General features: G+C 51.8%; 11 protein-coding genes. 1 reads left to right on the top strand and 10 read right to left on the bottom strand.

All coding sequences use genetic code 11. From position 1 onward, the window contains the following. Window positions 1-11 precede the first annotated feature (11 nt). Window positions 12-764, bottom strand: a complete 753-nt coding sequence (gene nfsA, locus AB4Z29_RS24335) for an oxygen-insensitive NADPH nitroreductase (protein WP_441945574.1) — start codon at window positions 762-764, stop codon at window positions 12-14. Between the two features lie 290 nt (window positions 765-1,054). Between nfsA and AB4Z29_RS24330 the strand changes: the two genes are divergently transcribed. Next, complete coding sequence (locus tag AB4Z29_RS24330; protein ID WP_441945573.1) at window positions 1,055-2,203, top strand: NAD(P)-binding domain-containing protein; 1,149 nt, start codon at window positions 1,055-1,057, stop codon at window positions 2,201-2,203. A 351-nt stretch (window positions 2,204-2,554) separates the two neighbouring features. On the opposite strand, the gene AB4Z29_RS24325 is transcribed toward AB4Z29_RS24330, so the two are convergent. From AB4Z29_RS24325 to AB4Z29_RS24285, 9 genes are all read right to left on the bottom strand, one after another. Continuing rightward, window positions 2,555-3,940, bottom strand: a complete 1,386-nt coding sequence (locus AB4Z29_RS24325) for an ABC transporter substrate-binding protein (RefSeq protein ID WP_441945572.1) — start codon at window positions 3,938-3,940, stop codon at window positions 2,555-2,557. 79 nt (window positions 3,941-4,019) lie between these two features. After that, window positions 4,020-5,342 (bottom strand): LLM class flavin-dependent oxidoreductase, encoded by a 1,323-nt coding sequence (locus tag AB4Z29_RS24320; protein WP_441945571.1) that lies wholly within the window; start codon window positions 5,340-5,342, stop codon window positions 4,020-4,022. A 26-nt stretch (window positions 5,343-5,368) separates the two neighbouring features. Further along, window positions 5,369-6,739, bottom strand: coding sequence for an ABC transporter substrate-binding protein (locus AB4Z29_RS24315; RefSeq protein ID WP_441945570.1), 1,371 nt, complete (start codon window positions 6,737-6,739; stop codon window positions 5,369-5,371). A gap of 43 nt (window positions 6,740-6,782) precedes the next feature. Beyond that, window positions 6,783-8,099 (bottom strand): LLM class flavin-dependent oxidoreductase, encoded by a 1,317-nt coding sequence (locus AB4Z29_RS24310; protein WP_441945569.1) that lies wholly within the window; start codon window positions 8,097-8,099, stop codon window positions 6,783-6,785. Beyond that, window positions 8,096-9,433: an LLM class flavin-dependent oxidoreductase gene (locus AB4Z29_RS24305; protein WP_441945568.1), complete on the bottom strand. Its 1,338-nt coding sequence runs from the start codon at window positions 9,431-9,433 to the stop codon at window positions 8,096-8,098. Before AB4Z29_RS24305 ends, AB4Z29_RS24310 begins: the two co-directional genes overlap by 4 nt. Window positions 9,434-9,649: 216 nt before the next feature. Beyond that, on the bottom strand, window positions 9,650-10,624 hold the full coding sequence (locus AB4Z29_RS24300) for a carbohydrate ABC transporter permease (RefSeq protein ID WP_441945567.1): 975 nt from the start codon (window positions 10,622-10,624) through the stop codon (window positions 9,650-9,652). Between the two features lie 22 nt (window positions 10,625-10,646). Further along, window positions 10,647-11,513, bottom strand: coding sequence for a carbohydrate ABC transporter permease (locus AB4Z29_RS24295; RefSeq protein WP_441945566.1), 867 nt, complete (start codon window positions 11,511-11,513; stop codon window positions 10,647-10,649). Continuing rightward, the gene (locus tag AB4Z29_RS24290; protein ID WP_441945565.1) at window positions 11,510-13,780 is read right to left on the bottom strand and encodes a DUF5696 domain-containing protein; all 2,271 of its coding nucleotides are present in this window, start codon (window positions 13,778-13,780) and stop codon (window positions 11,510-11,512) included. The genes AB4Z29_RS24295 and AB4Z29_RS24290 overlap by 4 nt, the downstream gene beginning before the upstream one ends. Next, window positions 13,777-15,933 (bottom strand): YIP1 family protein, encoded by a 2,157-nt coding sequence (locus AB4Z29_RS24285; RefSeq protein ID WP_441945564.1) that lies wholly within the window; start codon window positions 15,931-15,933, stop codon window positions 13,777-13,779. Before AB4Z29_RS24285 ends, AB4Z29_RS24290 begins: the two co-directional genes overlap by 4 nt. Window positions 15,934-15,948 lie beyond the last annotated feature (15 nt).

Here is a 15,948-nt window from a genome sequence, read left to right as displayed (position 1 = left end):
CCTGAACGAAATCATTTCAACCGAAAGCCCTGCGAAGTAAGAAAATCATGCAAATGCCCGCGCAGCCGGCCCGAGCTGAATCTTCTAAGCATTTCGCGAGACCATTTTGTTTCCTGTTCGCCCCCCTTGCCTCCACCCTTCCGAGAAGCATAGTAAACGCGGGTAATATCGTCATAGGCTTTAATTTCGTCTACCAAGCCATCTCCCCTGTATACCTCTTTGTGATAGACAGCACCGATCGGCAGGCGAGGACGGATATCGGGCTCCTGATCCGGAATGCCGACACAGAGTCCGAATACCGGGTAAACGAGTGGCGGCAGCTCCAACAGGTCGGTAACGCCTTGCGGATTATTGCGAATGCCGCCGATATAGACCGTTCCGTAACCGAGCGATTCCGCGGCGATCGTCGCATTCTGGGCTGCCAAGGTCGCATCTATCGTACCAAGCAGAAACAGCTCAACGTTCTGCTGCAGCTCCGTCTCCTCATGCAAATTAGTTGCGAGCGTAATTTTATTCAAGTCCGCACACCATACGAGAAATACCGGGCTTTCTGCGATATGCTGCTGGTTGCCGGCTAGCTCAGCGAATTTGTGCTTGCGCTCGGGGTCAGTAACCGCTATGACGCTGTAAGCCTGAATATTCGAGGAGGTTGGCGCAGCTTGCGCGGACAAAATAATTTGCTCCAGGTGCGCGTCCGGCACAGCAGTCTCTTTGTATTTGCGAATAGAGCGGTGCTTTTTCAATAAGTCAATCACGTCGTTCATTTCCATCATCTCCTTCGTTCTGTTTGGGGCATAAAAAAAACCGGAGACACAGCAAGCTGTTGTCTCCGGTCGTCCGGTAGAGTTAATTCATACTATTCCAAGAAACTTAGTAAGTAAAAGATCACTGAAAATTTAACATGTAATTTTTTATTTGTCAATGTTCGATTGTTCCGAAGATCTTTCCGAGTATCATATCGAAGTTCATTCCATAAAACTTGCATTTGCAATACCTATTTTTCCCAGTATAATGCTCGGTATAAATTGAATTGTACGATAAGGAGGTTATTTCATTGGTTGATCTTGTCATTGTCGGCGCTGGACCTTACGGTATTTCGCTCGCTGCCCATGCGGCTGCCTGCGGGCTGTCCTATGTTCTTCTAGGCGATCCCATGAAGTTCTGGAAGGCTCAAATGCCTCAGAACATGTTCATCCGAACGAATCCACGTTATATCAGTCTCTCAGATCCAGAGGATCGCTACACAATTGAACGATACAGCAGCGAATCAGGTACACCGTTAGCATCGCCTTTTCCTAGGCCGGCTTTCGTCGATTACGCCTTTTGGTTCGCCGAGCATACCTCTGTTTCCTTCACGACTGAGCTTGTGGCGTCGCTTGACCACGCAAATGGCTGTTTCCTCGTCACGACGGATAATAACAAACGTTATTTGGCTAAACATGTTATTGTCGCGACGGGCCTGCAGCATTACAGCTACATCCCCGCCGTTCTCCGTGAGCTCTCGCCGGAGCTAGTCACGCATACCTTCGGACAAACGAATTTCCACCGTTTCGCAGGCAAGCAAGTTGCTGTTATCGGCAGCGGCCAAAGCGCCTGGGAAGCCGCGGCGCTGCTTCACTTGGCTGGCAGCAAGCCTGAGCTCCTCTATAGGCGGGAAACCATCATGTTTGCGGGCGAGGACAATACCGCCTCTGGTCAAAGACTGATCGACTCCTCGGAGCAATTCTATTCCCAACCGATCGAGCTCAAGCTAGAACGGTGGAACACGCCGCGTCAAGGCAGCGTCGCCGCATTTTTAAGGCCGTACGTAGAGGGCAAGGTAACCGCAACCGGGAATTCGGTCATTGAGCGGGCCGAGCCTACCGAAGATGGAAAAGCTAAACTCACCTTGGCGAATAAGCAAATACGGCTCGTCGATCATATCATTTCGGCAACGGGCTACCGGATTTCACTGGATAGGATTCCGTTCCTGCCTCTCTCATTATTGCTAGCCCTCAAGCGCGAGCAAGCTCCGTTTGATGGTTTCCCTCTTCTCGGGTCTCGGTTCGAAAGCAGCGTCCCCGGCCTTTATTTCGCTGGACCATTAGCTTCGCACACCCACGGACCCGCCTTTGGTTTTGTTGCAGGTATTCGCCAAGCTTGCAGAACGATCATCCCGGACGTTAAAAAAAATAAACACAACAAGCAGGAGCAGGGGACCTGACAGTCCCCGCTCCTGCTTTTATTAGAGTCAAAGCATAACAAGAGCGCAGCACAAAGCAAAGGGGCCGCTTGGACTGCTGCACCTTTGCCTCGCTCTGTTTGTTCCGCTCGCTATGCTAAGCTTCCTGCTTGCTTTGCCCTGCTTTGCCTTGCTCTGCTTGTACTTGCTCTTCTCGCTCCGCTTGCTCGGCATTCCCTGCTTGCTTTGCCTTGCTCTGCTTGCCCTACCTGCTTTGCTTGCTCTGCTGCTGTGGCTTACTCAGCATACCCTGCCTGCTTTGCTTGTGCTTGCTTTGCTAGCTCTGCTTGCCCAAGAAAGCGGCAGCGAACCCAGCCGCCGCCTCCTCACCTGCTATTTATCGCCGATCGTCGTTCTCAGCGTTTCGACATCTTTATTAATCGCTTCCGTCGCTTTGCGAATTGCGGAATTCACGTCAAGACCGTTAACGGCCAAATCCTCGGCAGCCTCCGTCAGCCTAGTCGTAATTTCCAGCTCGTACGGATGGATATAGTGCTCCTGCAGCGGCTCCCCAATGAATACGTTCTGAACCGACTTGCCCTGCAGCACCGGAATATCAAGCCCGTATTCCTTCTCCAGCTCGGGGTTGATAACGGCAGGAACACGCCCGTTGCGGGCTAGAATCTTCTGTCCCTCATCGGACAGAATTTCCGCGATGACCTGAAAAGCCTCATCCTTATGCTCGCTTTGACTATTGACGGATAGGGAATGGATTTGGGCTTCCCTTGTTTTACCCAGCAGGTCACTGAAGTTCGGCGCTGGTGCGATGTCCCAGTTAAACTCTACCCCTTGCTGACGCAGCTCCTCCAGCGGTCCGACCATGTTCGCCAGCCATGTGACGCGCATGCCGATGACTTGATCCTTCATGAACTGATCGCGTCCCCAGTTCCATGTATTTTCCGGCGTCACATAACCTGGGATCTCAAAAATCCGCTTGTTCAGCTCGAACACGCGCAGCCAATCCGGCGTATCGAGCGCGGCATTGCCGGTTTCACGATCCACATACGGCAGGCCAAGTCCTTTCGCCAATCCGGTAAGATTATCAACGGACAGGCCGATATAATTCACGCCGTTTTCGGTACGTGTCAGCTTCGCCGCGATTTCCAGCGTCTCATCCCACGTCAATTGCTTCTCGGTCGGATACGGAACGCCGAACTTATCGAAGATATCCTTATTGTAATAGAGTACATGCTGATTGGCGTTGAAAGGAATCGCGTAGATCTCTCCGTTCTTATCCTTCGTTATGTCTTTGATGTAATCGTATAATATCGGTTTAATGCGGCTCTCGTCGAAGTTATGGCGTTTAATCAGGTCCCTTAAGTCCTCATACGCGCCTGTTCGAATAATTCGCTGATGCGAGGAAGAGGAAGAGTAGATGATGTCCGGCACATGAGTGGACAGCACTTCTTCGTTGGTCGTTGTGGCAGCCGGCGTAATGCGTTCAATCGTTACATTCGGAAATTTCTTCTTAATCGGATCCGCGATCAGCGTATTGAACTCGACGTCTGGGAACGTACCGCTCGTACTGAAGAAGGTCAGCGTAAGCGGCTCCTCGCCCAGCTTCTTAAACTCCGGCTGCACGTTATCCGCCTTAACATTGGCTGCCGCCTCCTGACTTGCGCCAGCTTGATTGTCAGCCGGTTTATTGCCAGCGCTCGCGCATGCTGCTAATAATGTAAATACGGTTAATACGACTATGCTCAAACTTAACTTTCTCATTTTTCTTTTCTCTCCCTTTGCGAGCAATAGTCAGCCTACGACGCGCCGTTGCTGAAGCGTTAGCATGCATCCCAATCTTTTACAAAACAGCATTCGCCTCATGGCGAACATTCGCTGGCCGCTTTAATCCTAGGTTTTCACGCAGCGTGCTGCCCTCATACTCCGTACGGAACAAGCCTCGGTTTTGCAGCTCAGGTATGACCTTGTTCACGAAGGCTTCAAGTCCGCTCGGGTAAATTTGGGGCATCACATTAAACCCGTCTGCAGCTCCCCCATGGAACCATTCCCCAATCGTATCCGCCAGCTGCAGCGGCGTACCCGTAAAGGTAAAATGACCTCTGGCTCCCGCCAATCGGTTAATCAGCTGCTTCAGCGTCAAATGCTCATGGYGGACGAGGTCCAGTATAAGCTGGTGCCTGCTTTTGTTACCGTTTACCTCAGCGGTTTCTTTTGCTCCGTCAAGATGGAGCGGCTGATCCAGCGGATGCTCCGACAAATCAATGCCAAGCCGCTCGGAAAGCCGTCTAACCGCGCCTTCGTGATTGACGTATTCGAACAGCTCATTCTCGATTTCCTGCGCTTCCGCAAGCGTATCGGCAAGAATAGGGCTAATGCCTGGCAATATTTTCAACTGCTCGGCGCCTCTTCCGTATTTCAGCAGTCTGGATTTAACATCCTTGTAGAAAGACTGCGCGCTTTCGATGCTCTGATGTGCCGTGAATATTACCTCCGCCACCTTGGCGGCAAATTCCTTGCCGCTCTCCGACGAGCCAGCCTGCACGAGCACGGGGTAGCCCTGCGGCGGGCGGGCGATGTTAAGCGGCCCCTTTACGGAGTAATAGTTCCCTTTGAAATCAATTTCGTGCACCTTCGCTTTATCGATAAGGGCACCTGCCGTTTTATCGCTGAGAACAGCGCCGTCCTCCCAGCTGTCCCATAGCTGTTTGACGACCTCCACGAACTCATCCGCTTCTTCGTAGCGAAGAGCATGGTCCGGATGCTCCTCGCGGCCGAAATTATGTGCGGCCGATCCCGCTCCCGTCACGATATTCCAGCCGGCCCTCCCCTTGCTGATATGGTCAAGAGACGCGAATTTCCGTGCAATGTGGAACGGCTCGTTATAGGTGGTGCCGACCGTCGCGATAAGCCCAATATGCTTGGTTCGGCTTGCCAATGCGGCCAGCTCCGTGAACGGCTCCAGCTTGTTCGAGCGCCCTGAGTAGCCATCCGCCAGAAACACGGAATCCATCAGCCCGCGCTCCGCCGTCTGAACGATCTCGAGCACATGCCGGAAATCGAGATTGCGCTCCGGCTCGGCCGCAGGGAGCCGCCATGATGCCTCATGGTGGCCGGTCCCGAACAAAAAGGCATTCAGGTTCAATTTACGCTGAGATTGATTCATCTTATATCCCCTCTCGTATCGGCTCGTTATTCCCCGATCGTCGTTTTTAATGTCTCGACATCCTTATTGATTGCATCTGTCGCTTTGCGGATAGCCGAATTCACGTCCAGTCCATGAATCGCCAGATCCTCGGCAGCCTCGGTCAGCCTGATCGAAATACTTGATTCATAAGGATGAATGTAGTGCTCTTGAATGGGTTCCCCGATAAACACGTTCTGCACGGTTTTCCCTTGCAGCACGGGGATCTCCGCACCGTAGTCCTTCTCCAGCTCCGGGTTGATAATCGAAGGGACGCGTCCATTCTTGGCAATGATGCGCTGCCCGTCATCCGATAAAATTTCCGCGATAACCTGGAACGCCTCGTCCTGATGAGGGCTTTGGCTGTTAATCGCAATGGAATGAATTTGTGCCTCTCTTGTGTTGCCAAGATTGTCGCTAAAGTTTGGTGCTGGAGCGATGTCCCAGTTGAATTCCACGCCTTGCTGGCGCAGCTCTTCAAGCGGTCCAACCATGTTCGCAAGCCAAGAGACGCGGATCGCAACGTTCTGGTCCTTCATAAAATGGTCCCGTGTCCAGTTCCAAGTTCCGTCAGGCGTAATATAACCCGGTATTTCATAAATTTTCTTCTGCAGCTCGAACACGCGCAGCCATTCCGGTGAATCCAGCGCGGCTTGGCCGCTCTCCCTGTCCAAATACGGCAAGCCCAGCGATTTGGATAAGCCGGTCAGGTTGTCAACGACAAGGCCGATATAGTTCACGCCGTTTTCCGTACGAGTCAGCTTCGTCCCCAGCTCTAAAGCTTCATCCCATGTCAGCTGCTTCTCGTCCGGGTAAGGAACGCCGAATTTATCGAAAATATCCTTGTTGTAATAAAGTACATGCTGATTGATATTAAACGGCAAGGCGAGGACGGCATCCCCTTTTCCTTTCGTAATATCCTTAATATAGTCGTAGCCGATCGGCTTCAGGCGGCTCTCGTCGAATTGATGGCGTTTAATCAGCTCTCTTAAATCCTGATAGACGCCGGTGCGGATTACGCGCTGCTGCACGCTGCCGAATATAATGTCGGGCACATGCGTAGACAGCACTTCTTCTGGGGTAGTCGTGGCAGCCGGCGTAATGCGTTCAATCGTGACATTCGGATATTTGGCGTGGATCGGGCCAGCAATCATCGCCTCGAATTCTACGTCGGTAAAGGTTGCCCCTGTGGAGTAGAAGCTGAGCTTAAGCGGCTCGTCGCCAAGCTTCTTGAAGCTTGCCTGCTCCGATGCGCTATCCGTCTTAGCGGGCGTATTGGATGCAGCAGTCTCTGCTGCCGGCGCGTTGTTCCCGCTTCCGCAGGCAGTAACGAGCAAAACGATGAATAGGATAATAACGGTAGACTCCAGCTTTTTCATATGATTCCCTCTCATTTCTCTTTAAAGTTGGCTCAATCCGTCCTTAGATCTTTTGGAATTGGCGTGTGTTGGCCGGCCGCACAAGGCCCAAGCTTTCTCGCAGCGTGCTGCCTTCATACTCGGTGCGGAACAAGCCGCGGTTCTGCAATTCAGGAATGACCTTGTCGACAAAGATTTCAAGACCCGTCGGGAAGAGCTGCGGCAATACGTTGAATCCATCAGCCGCATGGTTCCTGAACCATTTCTCGATGAGGTCCGCCGTCTGCAGCACAGACCCCGTAAATGTAATATGGCCATGTCCCCCATTGCTGCGGTACAGCAGCTGGCGAATTGTGAAGCCTTCGCGGCGAGCCGCGTCCAGCACGACCTCCTGCCTGCTGCGAATGCCGTTAAACTGCTCAGAAGGCTTCGCTTTATCAAGCGGTACCGGTGCATCCAGATCATAATCATTCAAATTAACGGTGAATCTATCGGATAAGCCGTCTAGCGCGCGTTTCGTATCGACAAAGGAATGAAGCTCCGCTTCAAGCTCGCGCGCTTCCGCCTCCGTGTCAGCCACGATAGGCGCAAGACCTGGAAGGATAACCAGCTGATCGGCCGTTCTGCCGTACTTCGCTAAGCGGCCCTTCACATCGCTGTAAAATTCGCGTCCGGCATCGAATGTCTGCTGGGCCGTAAAGATGACCTCGGCGGTTTTTGCTGCCAGCTCCTTCCCTTGCTCCGAGGAGCCCGCTTGAACGAGTACCGGATAGCCTTGAGGCGGCCGCGGGATATTGAGCGGCCCTTTTACCGAATACGTATGTCCTTTGAAGTTAATCTCGTGCACCTTGCTCGTATCGACGAGCTTGCCAGCTGCTTTATCGAAGATGAGCGCGTCATCCTCCCAGCTGTCCCACAGCTGCTTCACGACCTCCACGAATTCCTCACCCGTCTCATAGCGCTCGGCATGCTCTGGATGCTCATCCCTGCTGAAATTATGGGCTGCGGAGCCAGCGCCTGTTACGATGTTCCAGCCTGCTCTGCCTCCGCTTATGTGATCTAACGACGCGAATTGCCTTGCAACGTGAAACGGGTCATTGTACACGGTCCCTACCGTCGCGATCAAGCCGATATGCTCCGTAAGGGACGCGAGCGCTGACAGCAGCGTGAACGGCTCAAGCTTGCTCCCTCCGCCTGCATAGCCATCGGCTAGGAAGATGGAATCCAGCTTGCCGCGCTCCGCAATTTGAGCCAGCTTGCCTAAATACTCGATATCAAGTTCGAGCTCCGGATGCGAATCCGCATGCCGCCATGCGCCTGCATGATGCCCGGTTGCGCGTAGAAATACGTTTAAATGAACCTTGCGATTAGCTTCACTCATGAAATATGCACCTCTTTTTCTGGATTTGGGTTGATAAATGCATTCTCTGGGCGAGCCAGCCCCAGATTGCCGCGCAGCGTCTGCTCCTCGTAGGAGGTGCGGAACAAGCCTCGGTTTTGCAGCTCGGGAATTACCTTGTCGACGAACCGTTCCAAGCCGCTTGGATAAATTTGCGGCATAATGTTAAAGCCATCGGCAGCGCCGTTTAAAAACCACTTTTCAATGACATCCGCCAGCTGCAGCGGTGTACCCGTAAAGGTAAAATGTCCTCTGGCTCCTGCCAGCCGGTTGATTAATTGCCTGACCGTCGGCCGCTCCCTTTCGATCAGGTCGAGTATCAGCTGATGGCGGCTTTTCATTCCGCTGACCTGGTCCGTTGTTTGAGCTCCGTCCAGACTGACGAAATCATCCAGCCCATGGCTGGATAAATCGATGCCGAGCCGCGAGGACAACCGGTTAATCGCGCCCTGATGGTCGATCAGCTGGAATAGCTCATCCTCAATATCTTTGGCTTCAGCCTCCGTATCTGCCAGCACCGGGCTTAATCCCGGCAGTATCTTCAGCTCATTAGCTTCCCTGCCATACTGCGGAAGCCGTGACTTTACATCCGTGTAGAATGTCTGCGCCTCTTCAAATGTCAGCTGGGCAGTGAAGATAACCTCTGCTAATTGCGCGGCAAACGCCTTGCCGGTCTCTGATGAGCCCGCCTGCACCAGCACCGGATAGCCCTGCGGCGGCCTTGCAATGTTCAAAGGACCTTTAACCGCGAAGTGTTTCCCTATGAAATCAATTTCGTGGACCTTGGCGGCATCAACAAGCACTCCGCTTCCCTTGTCATTGCGAACCGCATCATCCTCCCAGCTGTCCCAAAGCCGCTTCACGACGGCAACGAATTCCTCTGCCGATTCATATCGCTCGTGATGCTCGGGATGATTCGAGCGGCTGAACTGCTCAGCGGCAGGTCCCGCCCCCGTCACGATGTTCCAGCCTGCTCGCCCTTTGCTTATATGGTCGAGGGAAGCGAACTTCCGTGCGACATGGTAAGGCTCGTTATAGGTCGTCTCCACCGTTGCGATAAGCCCGATTCTCTTCGTTGCCGCAGCCAGCGCGGACAGCAAGGTAAACGGTTCGAGTGAACCGGAATGCGCCCAATACCCATCTGCCAGAAACACAGAATCGAGCAAGCCGCGCTCGGCAATCCGGGCAAGCTTCAAATAATGCTTAATGTCGACTCCCCGTTCCGGGCTCGTGTCCGCATGCCGCCAAGATGCCTCGTGATGCCCTGATGCTGCCAAAAATGCATTAAGATTCAGTTTTCGTCCTGTTACGCCCATCGCCAAGCTCCTTTACGGTTTTGTTCAGCGCTCCATTTCCGCTGTGTGCTGCAGCCTGCAGCACAATCGAGACATAAAAAATAGCCGGAGCTGCCCTAAGGCAATCTCCGGCTATCCGGTCGATAATAACCAAGTATTCTTATTGGTTTATAACAATATATTTTCTGTTTCATGAATTTATCATCATCTATTTCATCTGTCAATTCATTTTTCTGCCTATTCCACCAAGCCGGTGCGCTCCACCCCTTCGATAAACCAGCGCTGGGCGAACAGGTATACCGCCAGTAGCGGCATAATGATGAGGAAGGATGCCGCCATTTTGATAGCCTCCGCATACACGGTAATTTCACCCGCGCCCTCGGCAAGCTTCATCTCGCCTGCCATTCTAGCCAGCGTGATGGATAAGGGGACATTCTCCGCCGTGAACATGAACAGCGACGGGAAGTAGAAATCATTCCAGTTCCATACGAAAGAGAACAGTACGACCACGACCGTAGCTGAGCGAGAGATGGGGAACATCACACGGAAGAACATTCGGAAAGGCCCTGCTCCGTCCATTCGCGCTGCCTCATCCAGCTCCTTCGGCAGCGTAGAGTAGAAGGATCGGTAAATAATGACGAACATGGCCCCCTTCAGGCCATGGCCAAATATTGCGGGCACGACCATTGGCAGAAACGTATTCAGCCAACCGAATTCCTTGAAAAGCATGATTGAAGGAAGAATCGTAATTTGCGGCGGCATAATAAACGTGAACAGCAGCAGCGCTCCCCAGACCTTCTTGAACGGGAAATCCAGCCTTGCGAACGCATAGCCCGCAATCGCGCAGGAGAAGACCTGCAGCACCGCCACTGATGAAGCAAGCGATACGCTGATTAGAAAGCTTTTGCCATAGTTCAGCATTTCGCTCGCTTGCTGCAGATGACCCCAGAACAGCGTTTTCGGTACCCAAATGACCGTCGGATCTAGAATGTTTCTAGCATCCTTGACCATCGTCGTCACCATATACAGAATCGGTTTTATATAAATAAATGCGACATTGATCAGGATGACGTAAACAAACAGCTTAAACACCAAGCCCTTGTCTATTTCCGCTCCCAGCAGCCTGTATTTCAGTGCGAGCAGGCTCTTCCGAACCCGGTCATCCGAATAAACTCTAGCAACGGCTTCGGTGCCTCTTTTGGCCAACTTCATTTCAGCATCCTCCTCACTATGGTTATCGTTTGCCTGAAAGCGATTTGTCTACTCTGCTGTAAATAAATAAGGTCAAGAGCACAAAAGTTAATATAATCGAGAAATAAATCCAGGCTAGCGCGCTGGAGCTGCCGTAGTTGCTCGTATTCACTCGGCTGATAATCGGATTGGACGGGAAAGTGAACAAATCGACGACCGTATACATGAGATTCAAGAAGATATAGGGAACAAGGCCCGGCAGCGTAATTTTCCAGAAGGTGTTCCATGGTCCAGAACCGTCGATGCGGGAAGCCTCATAGACAGAGGCGGGTAGTGTCTGCCTGCCCGCAAGAAATATGAGAATTTGAACGCCTGAATACCAGAGCACGAGCACGAAAGAGCTCATCACCTTTTGAATCGGAGTCACCCAGGCTCCCGGCACGTATTCCCGCAAATAATAGTCGATGCGCAGCGTCTCCATAATGCTAAGCGAGCCCTCCCCCTGCGCGATAAACTCCTGCACGATTTGCCCGGAAGAGAAAATAACCGGAAGAAAAAAGATAACCCTGAACAGCGTTCTCCCAGGAAACCGCAAATTAAGCAGGATGGCTACAAGCAAGGAAAAAACGAGTATGATCGGAATCATCATCGCGGACTCCCGCAAAAACGGAAACAGCTCCTCATAAAGCAGGCTTCCGTTCGCGACCAGTATTTCTCGGTAATGATTAAGACCGATAAACGTATAATTGACGCTGTTCACCGTGATTTTGACCTGATGAAAGCTCATATAGAGCGAGTATCCAAGCGGAAACGCCACAAATACAAGAAATCCAAACACCCATGGCGCGATGAAGAGCGAGCCTTCCAGCTTACGTATAGTCGTACTCTCAAGCTTCCTGCCCAGCTTCATGGCTTCGTTCCCCCTTTGATGACGGCAAAGTCTTTGGCTGGAACGAAAATACCATCCTTGTTGTAATCCGTGTCGTTATAGTTGACAACGATTCGATAATCGTTGCCATAAGTCGTTTCCTTCACGTTTGGCGCGATCGTCCGGTGCCCTGTAATATATTGCTGCTGCACGGGGGCAAGCGCCTCGTTGCTTCTGGCATACTCCTCGCGTATGTCGCCTTGCCATTCCTTGTAATTCAAGCTGTAGTACCATAACGAATACGATCGCTTCAAATTGTCCGACTTGTCGCTGCTGAGCACATACGCCGGGTATGCGCCATACTCGATGCTCCGCAGCAATTCATCGCCGAATTCATCGCGCAGATTGGACCAATCAAGCGTGTAAGTACGCAAGCCGTGCAGGACGATTTGCGCAAAGGGTATCGCCTCGCTGATAAAAACGTCATACGAATAGTCATCGGTTAAGCGGTGAACATGATCGATTTGGTCCAGCGCGTAGAAATTGACGTTATTCGCAGCGGCAGATCCAAGCTCCGTTTTCGATTGCTCCAATATGCGGGACTGAATGCCGACAACGTCGCTTCGGCTCGCTTTATAGCGGCCGTTAAAGTCGGTATTTACCTGCTGTCCAATGCCGTCTTCGAAATAAATGCCGTCCGCTCCCAAGCTTTTGTAATTCTGCAGGTCGCTTGTCACAACCTTCTCATAGAACCTTGGGCTTACGAAGGAGGCTGCATCCTGACCGTCATTCTTCTGTTCCTCGAGCACCGTTCCCGCCAAATTGCGCAAGCCGTCCCGTCTCCACCAGAAGCGATCATCTCCGTTCGTGTTCAGCGTGTATTTGGCCGTCAAGTAGACGGGAATGTCCAGGCTATGGGCAAAAGCGATAAATGTCTTCATGCCGTCGTTGCCGCCAAGGCGTTTGTCCACCGGGAAATATCCCCCGTGCGTACTGAATCCATCCTGCTGCCAGCCTGAGAAATGAACCTGCATTCGGTGGATGCCCTGATTATAAAGCTCACGAATAAGTCTCTCCGCCTCCGACGTCGTCGTCGCTTTTAGGTAAGAGTCGGCAAATAGCCCCTTCTCGATGTCGGCACCTACGATATCCACGAACAGCGGCACATCCTTTTCCACCGTCTCCAGCGGTTTAACACCCTGCTCATGGATCAAATAATCCCTATACACCTTCGCCATGCCCGCATAGTCGCTTTCCTCCGCAATCAGCGGATAATAGCGGGTCGCGCGTGCATCCGTCAGAAACTTCTCGCCGCTGTAGGTATAGAATCCCTCGCCCGTGCTCTTGCTTACGCTTTGAAAAAACCGCTTGCGGTACTGCCACTCCGTCGTTGCCCAGTTCGATCGACCAACTGCGCCAGATGGCGCCGCATACACATTTGCGAACGGCTCGCCTTCCGAGATAATGGCAAGAAAGCCCTGATCGCCCGATTTGATGCCATATACGGGCATAGCGATTCTTTGCCTGCCCGTATTCTCGTTATAATAGGAAAGATCCTGGCCGTATACGCTCTCGTTATAAGTAAGCTGCTGCATCGTCCTATCCGCCGCGAAGCGGATAAGCGATCCCGATCCATCGGGCAAGAGAATATAGCCATCCTGCCCGACAGAAGGCTGCGCCCCGAACAAGGGATACAGCTTGATGTTCAGCAAACTTAATGCACCCTCTACGATGCCCGAATCCACGATCCGGGTCTCCACGTAATTTTCGCGAAGCCTCACTTCAATCGGGATTTTGAATTCCACCTTTGGCAGTACAAAGGTCACATTGAAGCCGTCGTCGACCGGTTGATAATTTTCCAGATAGCCTTGGTTTTCAATCAAACCAGCCGTTACGGAGGAGGATTTGTAGTTTTTGGCATTCACAAACTCCACCATAAGCGGCGATGTCAAATTATTTTTCCATGTATTCGGAACGGTCTCCTCCTGCCAATACGCTGGGTCCGGATACGAGCGCCACAACTTGCCGGTCGTTTTGTCCACCACCTGAAAGTGTGCGGTCGTTTTGTCAACCAGCAGCTTGAGCGCGCCCGAATCTGCAACCTGCTCGAAGCCGGCATCCGCGGGCAATCCAGCTTTGTAAAGCGTCTTGCCGCTTGGCTCGAACAGTGTGGAGACAGCTGTCGAATTAGGCACCGGACTTCCAATGCCCCCCCCGATCAACAGGACGATCCATCCGAGTCCCGCCAGCAAAGCGGCGAAGAATACGAGCTTCGCTAGAAGCTTTTTATTGCGTAAACGGATCGTCATCGGATGACCACCTCCTGATACAAGGAATTGATAAAGTTAATGAGCTCAATGCTCAGGCTGATTAAAATGAAAATTAATACAATAATGATGGCCAGCGCGATTAAAGACAGAACGATAATAAATAACGCTTCAATAAAGGTATAGTTATGTATGCCTTGAACCATCCAAACGAACAGCAAAGCGGCCCATACCAAGATCAGCAGCTTTAAAAAATTAAAAATGGCCAACTCATTCAGCGTCAATGCATGAGAAAGAAGTGTAACTGGTATTCCAATCAGAATAATCGGAAATAAGGCGTAGGAGCTGCCATAAAAAACGTCACGGAAGCGTCCTTCCCCTCGGAGCAGCGAGCTGATCAAATAGTTGGCAACGACCCAGCCGAGCCATATGCCGGTAAATTGAATCGTAATCGGAAACAAGTCAATGCCGACAAGCACGGATGGATTAAATATAAAGCTCGTGCCCGCCTGCATGTAAGCAAAGGATGCCAGCGCCGCCATAAATACAATTAAGCTGCTTAGCCAGCCTGCTTTATACTCATACCTGATCGCATAGAAGCCGTCGACCGGATGCTTGATCAAATACCAAACATGACCGAGCTGCTCAAGCAGGAGATGCTTCGGAACTCGCTTCACGCGGTGCTCTCCATCCCGCCTGAGCCTCTTCGCCAGCGTATTCCAGAGCAGATAGACGATGCCGGCAGCAAATGCGATATTCATAATTAAGCCGAAGTGGGATTGGAACCATTTCAACCTATTTTGCCAGAAGGATTCCGAGTAGCCGTTTACGACCCCTGCCTGATAGAATAGCTTTTCCGCTCTCTCGTAATCCTCTTTCTTGTACGCAGCCTTTGCCAGTCCGATAATGGCCGGCGTATACTGCGCATTCAAGCGGTGAACCTCGCTCCAAAGCGGCTCGCTCTGTTCATATCTGCCTTCCTGGGTCAATTGGTTCGCTTCATGCACTAAGGCTCCGAACTCTGACAGCCTAAGCACTTGAATGAAGTTGTTGACGCTATCGAGCACGAGCAGGTCGCCCTTCGAATTATTCGCGATGGCAGCAGGCGTCTTCACGACGCCCGTCTTCGAGGTCGCCGTTATCACATCCCCGCCCCAGAAGAACAGTAAATTCCCATTCAAATCATATTGGCTGATAATATTTGATACCGAATCAATGATCGTGATATTGCCCGCGACGTCCACCGTTATGTCATTCAACTGGGGGCTTATGCCCTGCTTCGACGAGTAATGAAACAGCTCGCCGTATGATTTAACGGGCTGCAGCGCCGCAAATTCCCCTTTGCCCTTTAGCTGGTCCAGTCCGGCAATGTTGAGCTTCTTGACCTGATCCGACTGTATCTCCTTCGTAACGGTATAAATAAAACCGTTTCTGTCGATCGTCGAGTTCGCAATCGCTCCAGGAAGCTTCTTAAGCTCCCTTTGGTACATTTCCCTCGTATAGACGAATCGCTTGAAAGAATCAAATAAGGAGAAAGCAACGCGGTTAGGCCCGAAGAAACTAATGAACTTTCCTTCGGGATCCAGCTGGACCAAGCCTTGGAACGCTCCCAGCGTAGTCACATAGATGAATCCCCGCTTATCCACGATAAGATTAACCGGGTCGTATTTGAAATCCGCAGGCAGATAGCTGGATTCAGGACGGGCAAAAGCCTTAAGCAGCTTGCCTTCCTTATCCAGCCGCACAACGCGGTTGTTTCCCGTGTCCGCAACATAGATCTCGCCCGCATCATCCACATATAAGCCGCCGGGCTTCTTGAGCGGGCTTTCCTCCACCTTTATTTCGCGGATGTATTGTCCTTGCTCATTCAAGTGGACGATACGGTTATTGCCCGTATCGGCAATATAGATCTGATCCTTGCCGTCTACAAATATATCCTTAGGCTGATTAAGCTGCAGCTTCTCCGCCTTCTCTGTGTTGGACGCTTGGCGATCCATGGGAATATGCACGTTCGTGCCGATTACGCCGGAAGGTATATACGCCGCCTGCGTTTTGACCAGCTGTCCGAATCCATCCTTATAATAGGTCTCGTACGGAAGCCGCGAGGCTGCAGCCTGCAAGCTGGGCCACGCGATGTAAATCGCCGTAATCAGGACTATGATGATCGGAACAATCCGCAGCCTCCTGTTCTTCAAACGACTTCCCCCTTC

Source organism: Paenibacillus sp. 2TAB23 (assembly GCF_052115165.1).
Lineage (GTDB): Bacteria > Bacillota > Bacilli > Paenibacillales > Paenibacillaceae > Pristimantibacillus.
The sequence above is the reverse complement of the archived record's forward strand: the minus strand, read 5'-3'. Positions and strand labels throughout refer to the sequence as shown.

What these genes read in the sequence shown, in the direction of transcription:
- AB4Z29_RS24305 (WP_441945568.1), bottom strand. Translation starts at nt 9,433, where the DNA reads ATGGGCGTAACAGGACGAAAACTGAATCTTAATGCATTTTTGGCAGCA.
- AB4Z29_RS24290 (WP_441945565.1), bottom strand. Translation starts at nt 13,780, where the DNA reads ATGACGATCCGTTTACGCAATAAAAAGCTTCTAGCGAAGCTCGTATTC.
- AB4Z29_RS24310 (WP_441945569.1), bottom strand. Translation starts at nt 8,099, where the DNA reads ATGAGTGAAGCTAATCGCAAGGTTCATTTAAACGTATTTCTACGCGCA.
- AB4Z29_RS24325 (WP_441945572.1), bottom strand. Translation starts at nt 3,940, where the DNA reads ATGAGAAAGTTAAGTTTGAGCATAGTCGTATTAACCGTATTTACATTA.
- nfsA (WP_441945574.1), bottom strand. Translation starts at nt 764, where the DNA reads ATGAACGACGTGATTGACTTATTGAAAAAGCACCGCTCTATTCGCAAA.
- AB4Z29_RS24315 (WP_441945570.1), bottom strand. Translation starts at nt 6,739, where the DNA reads ATGAAAAAGCTGGAGTCTACCGTTATTATCCTATTCATCGTTTTGCTC.
- AB4Z29_RS24300 (WP_441945567.1), bottom strand. Translation starts at nt 10,624, where the DNA reads ATGAAGTTGGCCAAAAGAGGCACCGAAGCCGTTGCTAGAGTTTATTCG.
- AB4Z29_RS24295 (WP_441945566.1), bottom strand. Translation starts at nt 11,513, where the DNA reads ATGAAGCTGGGCAGGAAGCTTGAGAGTACGACTATACGTAAGCTGGAA.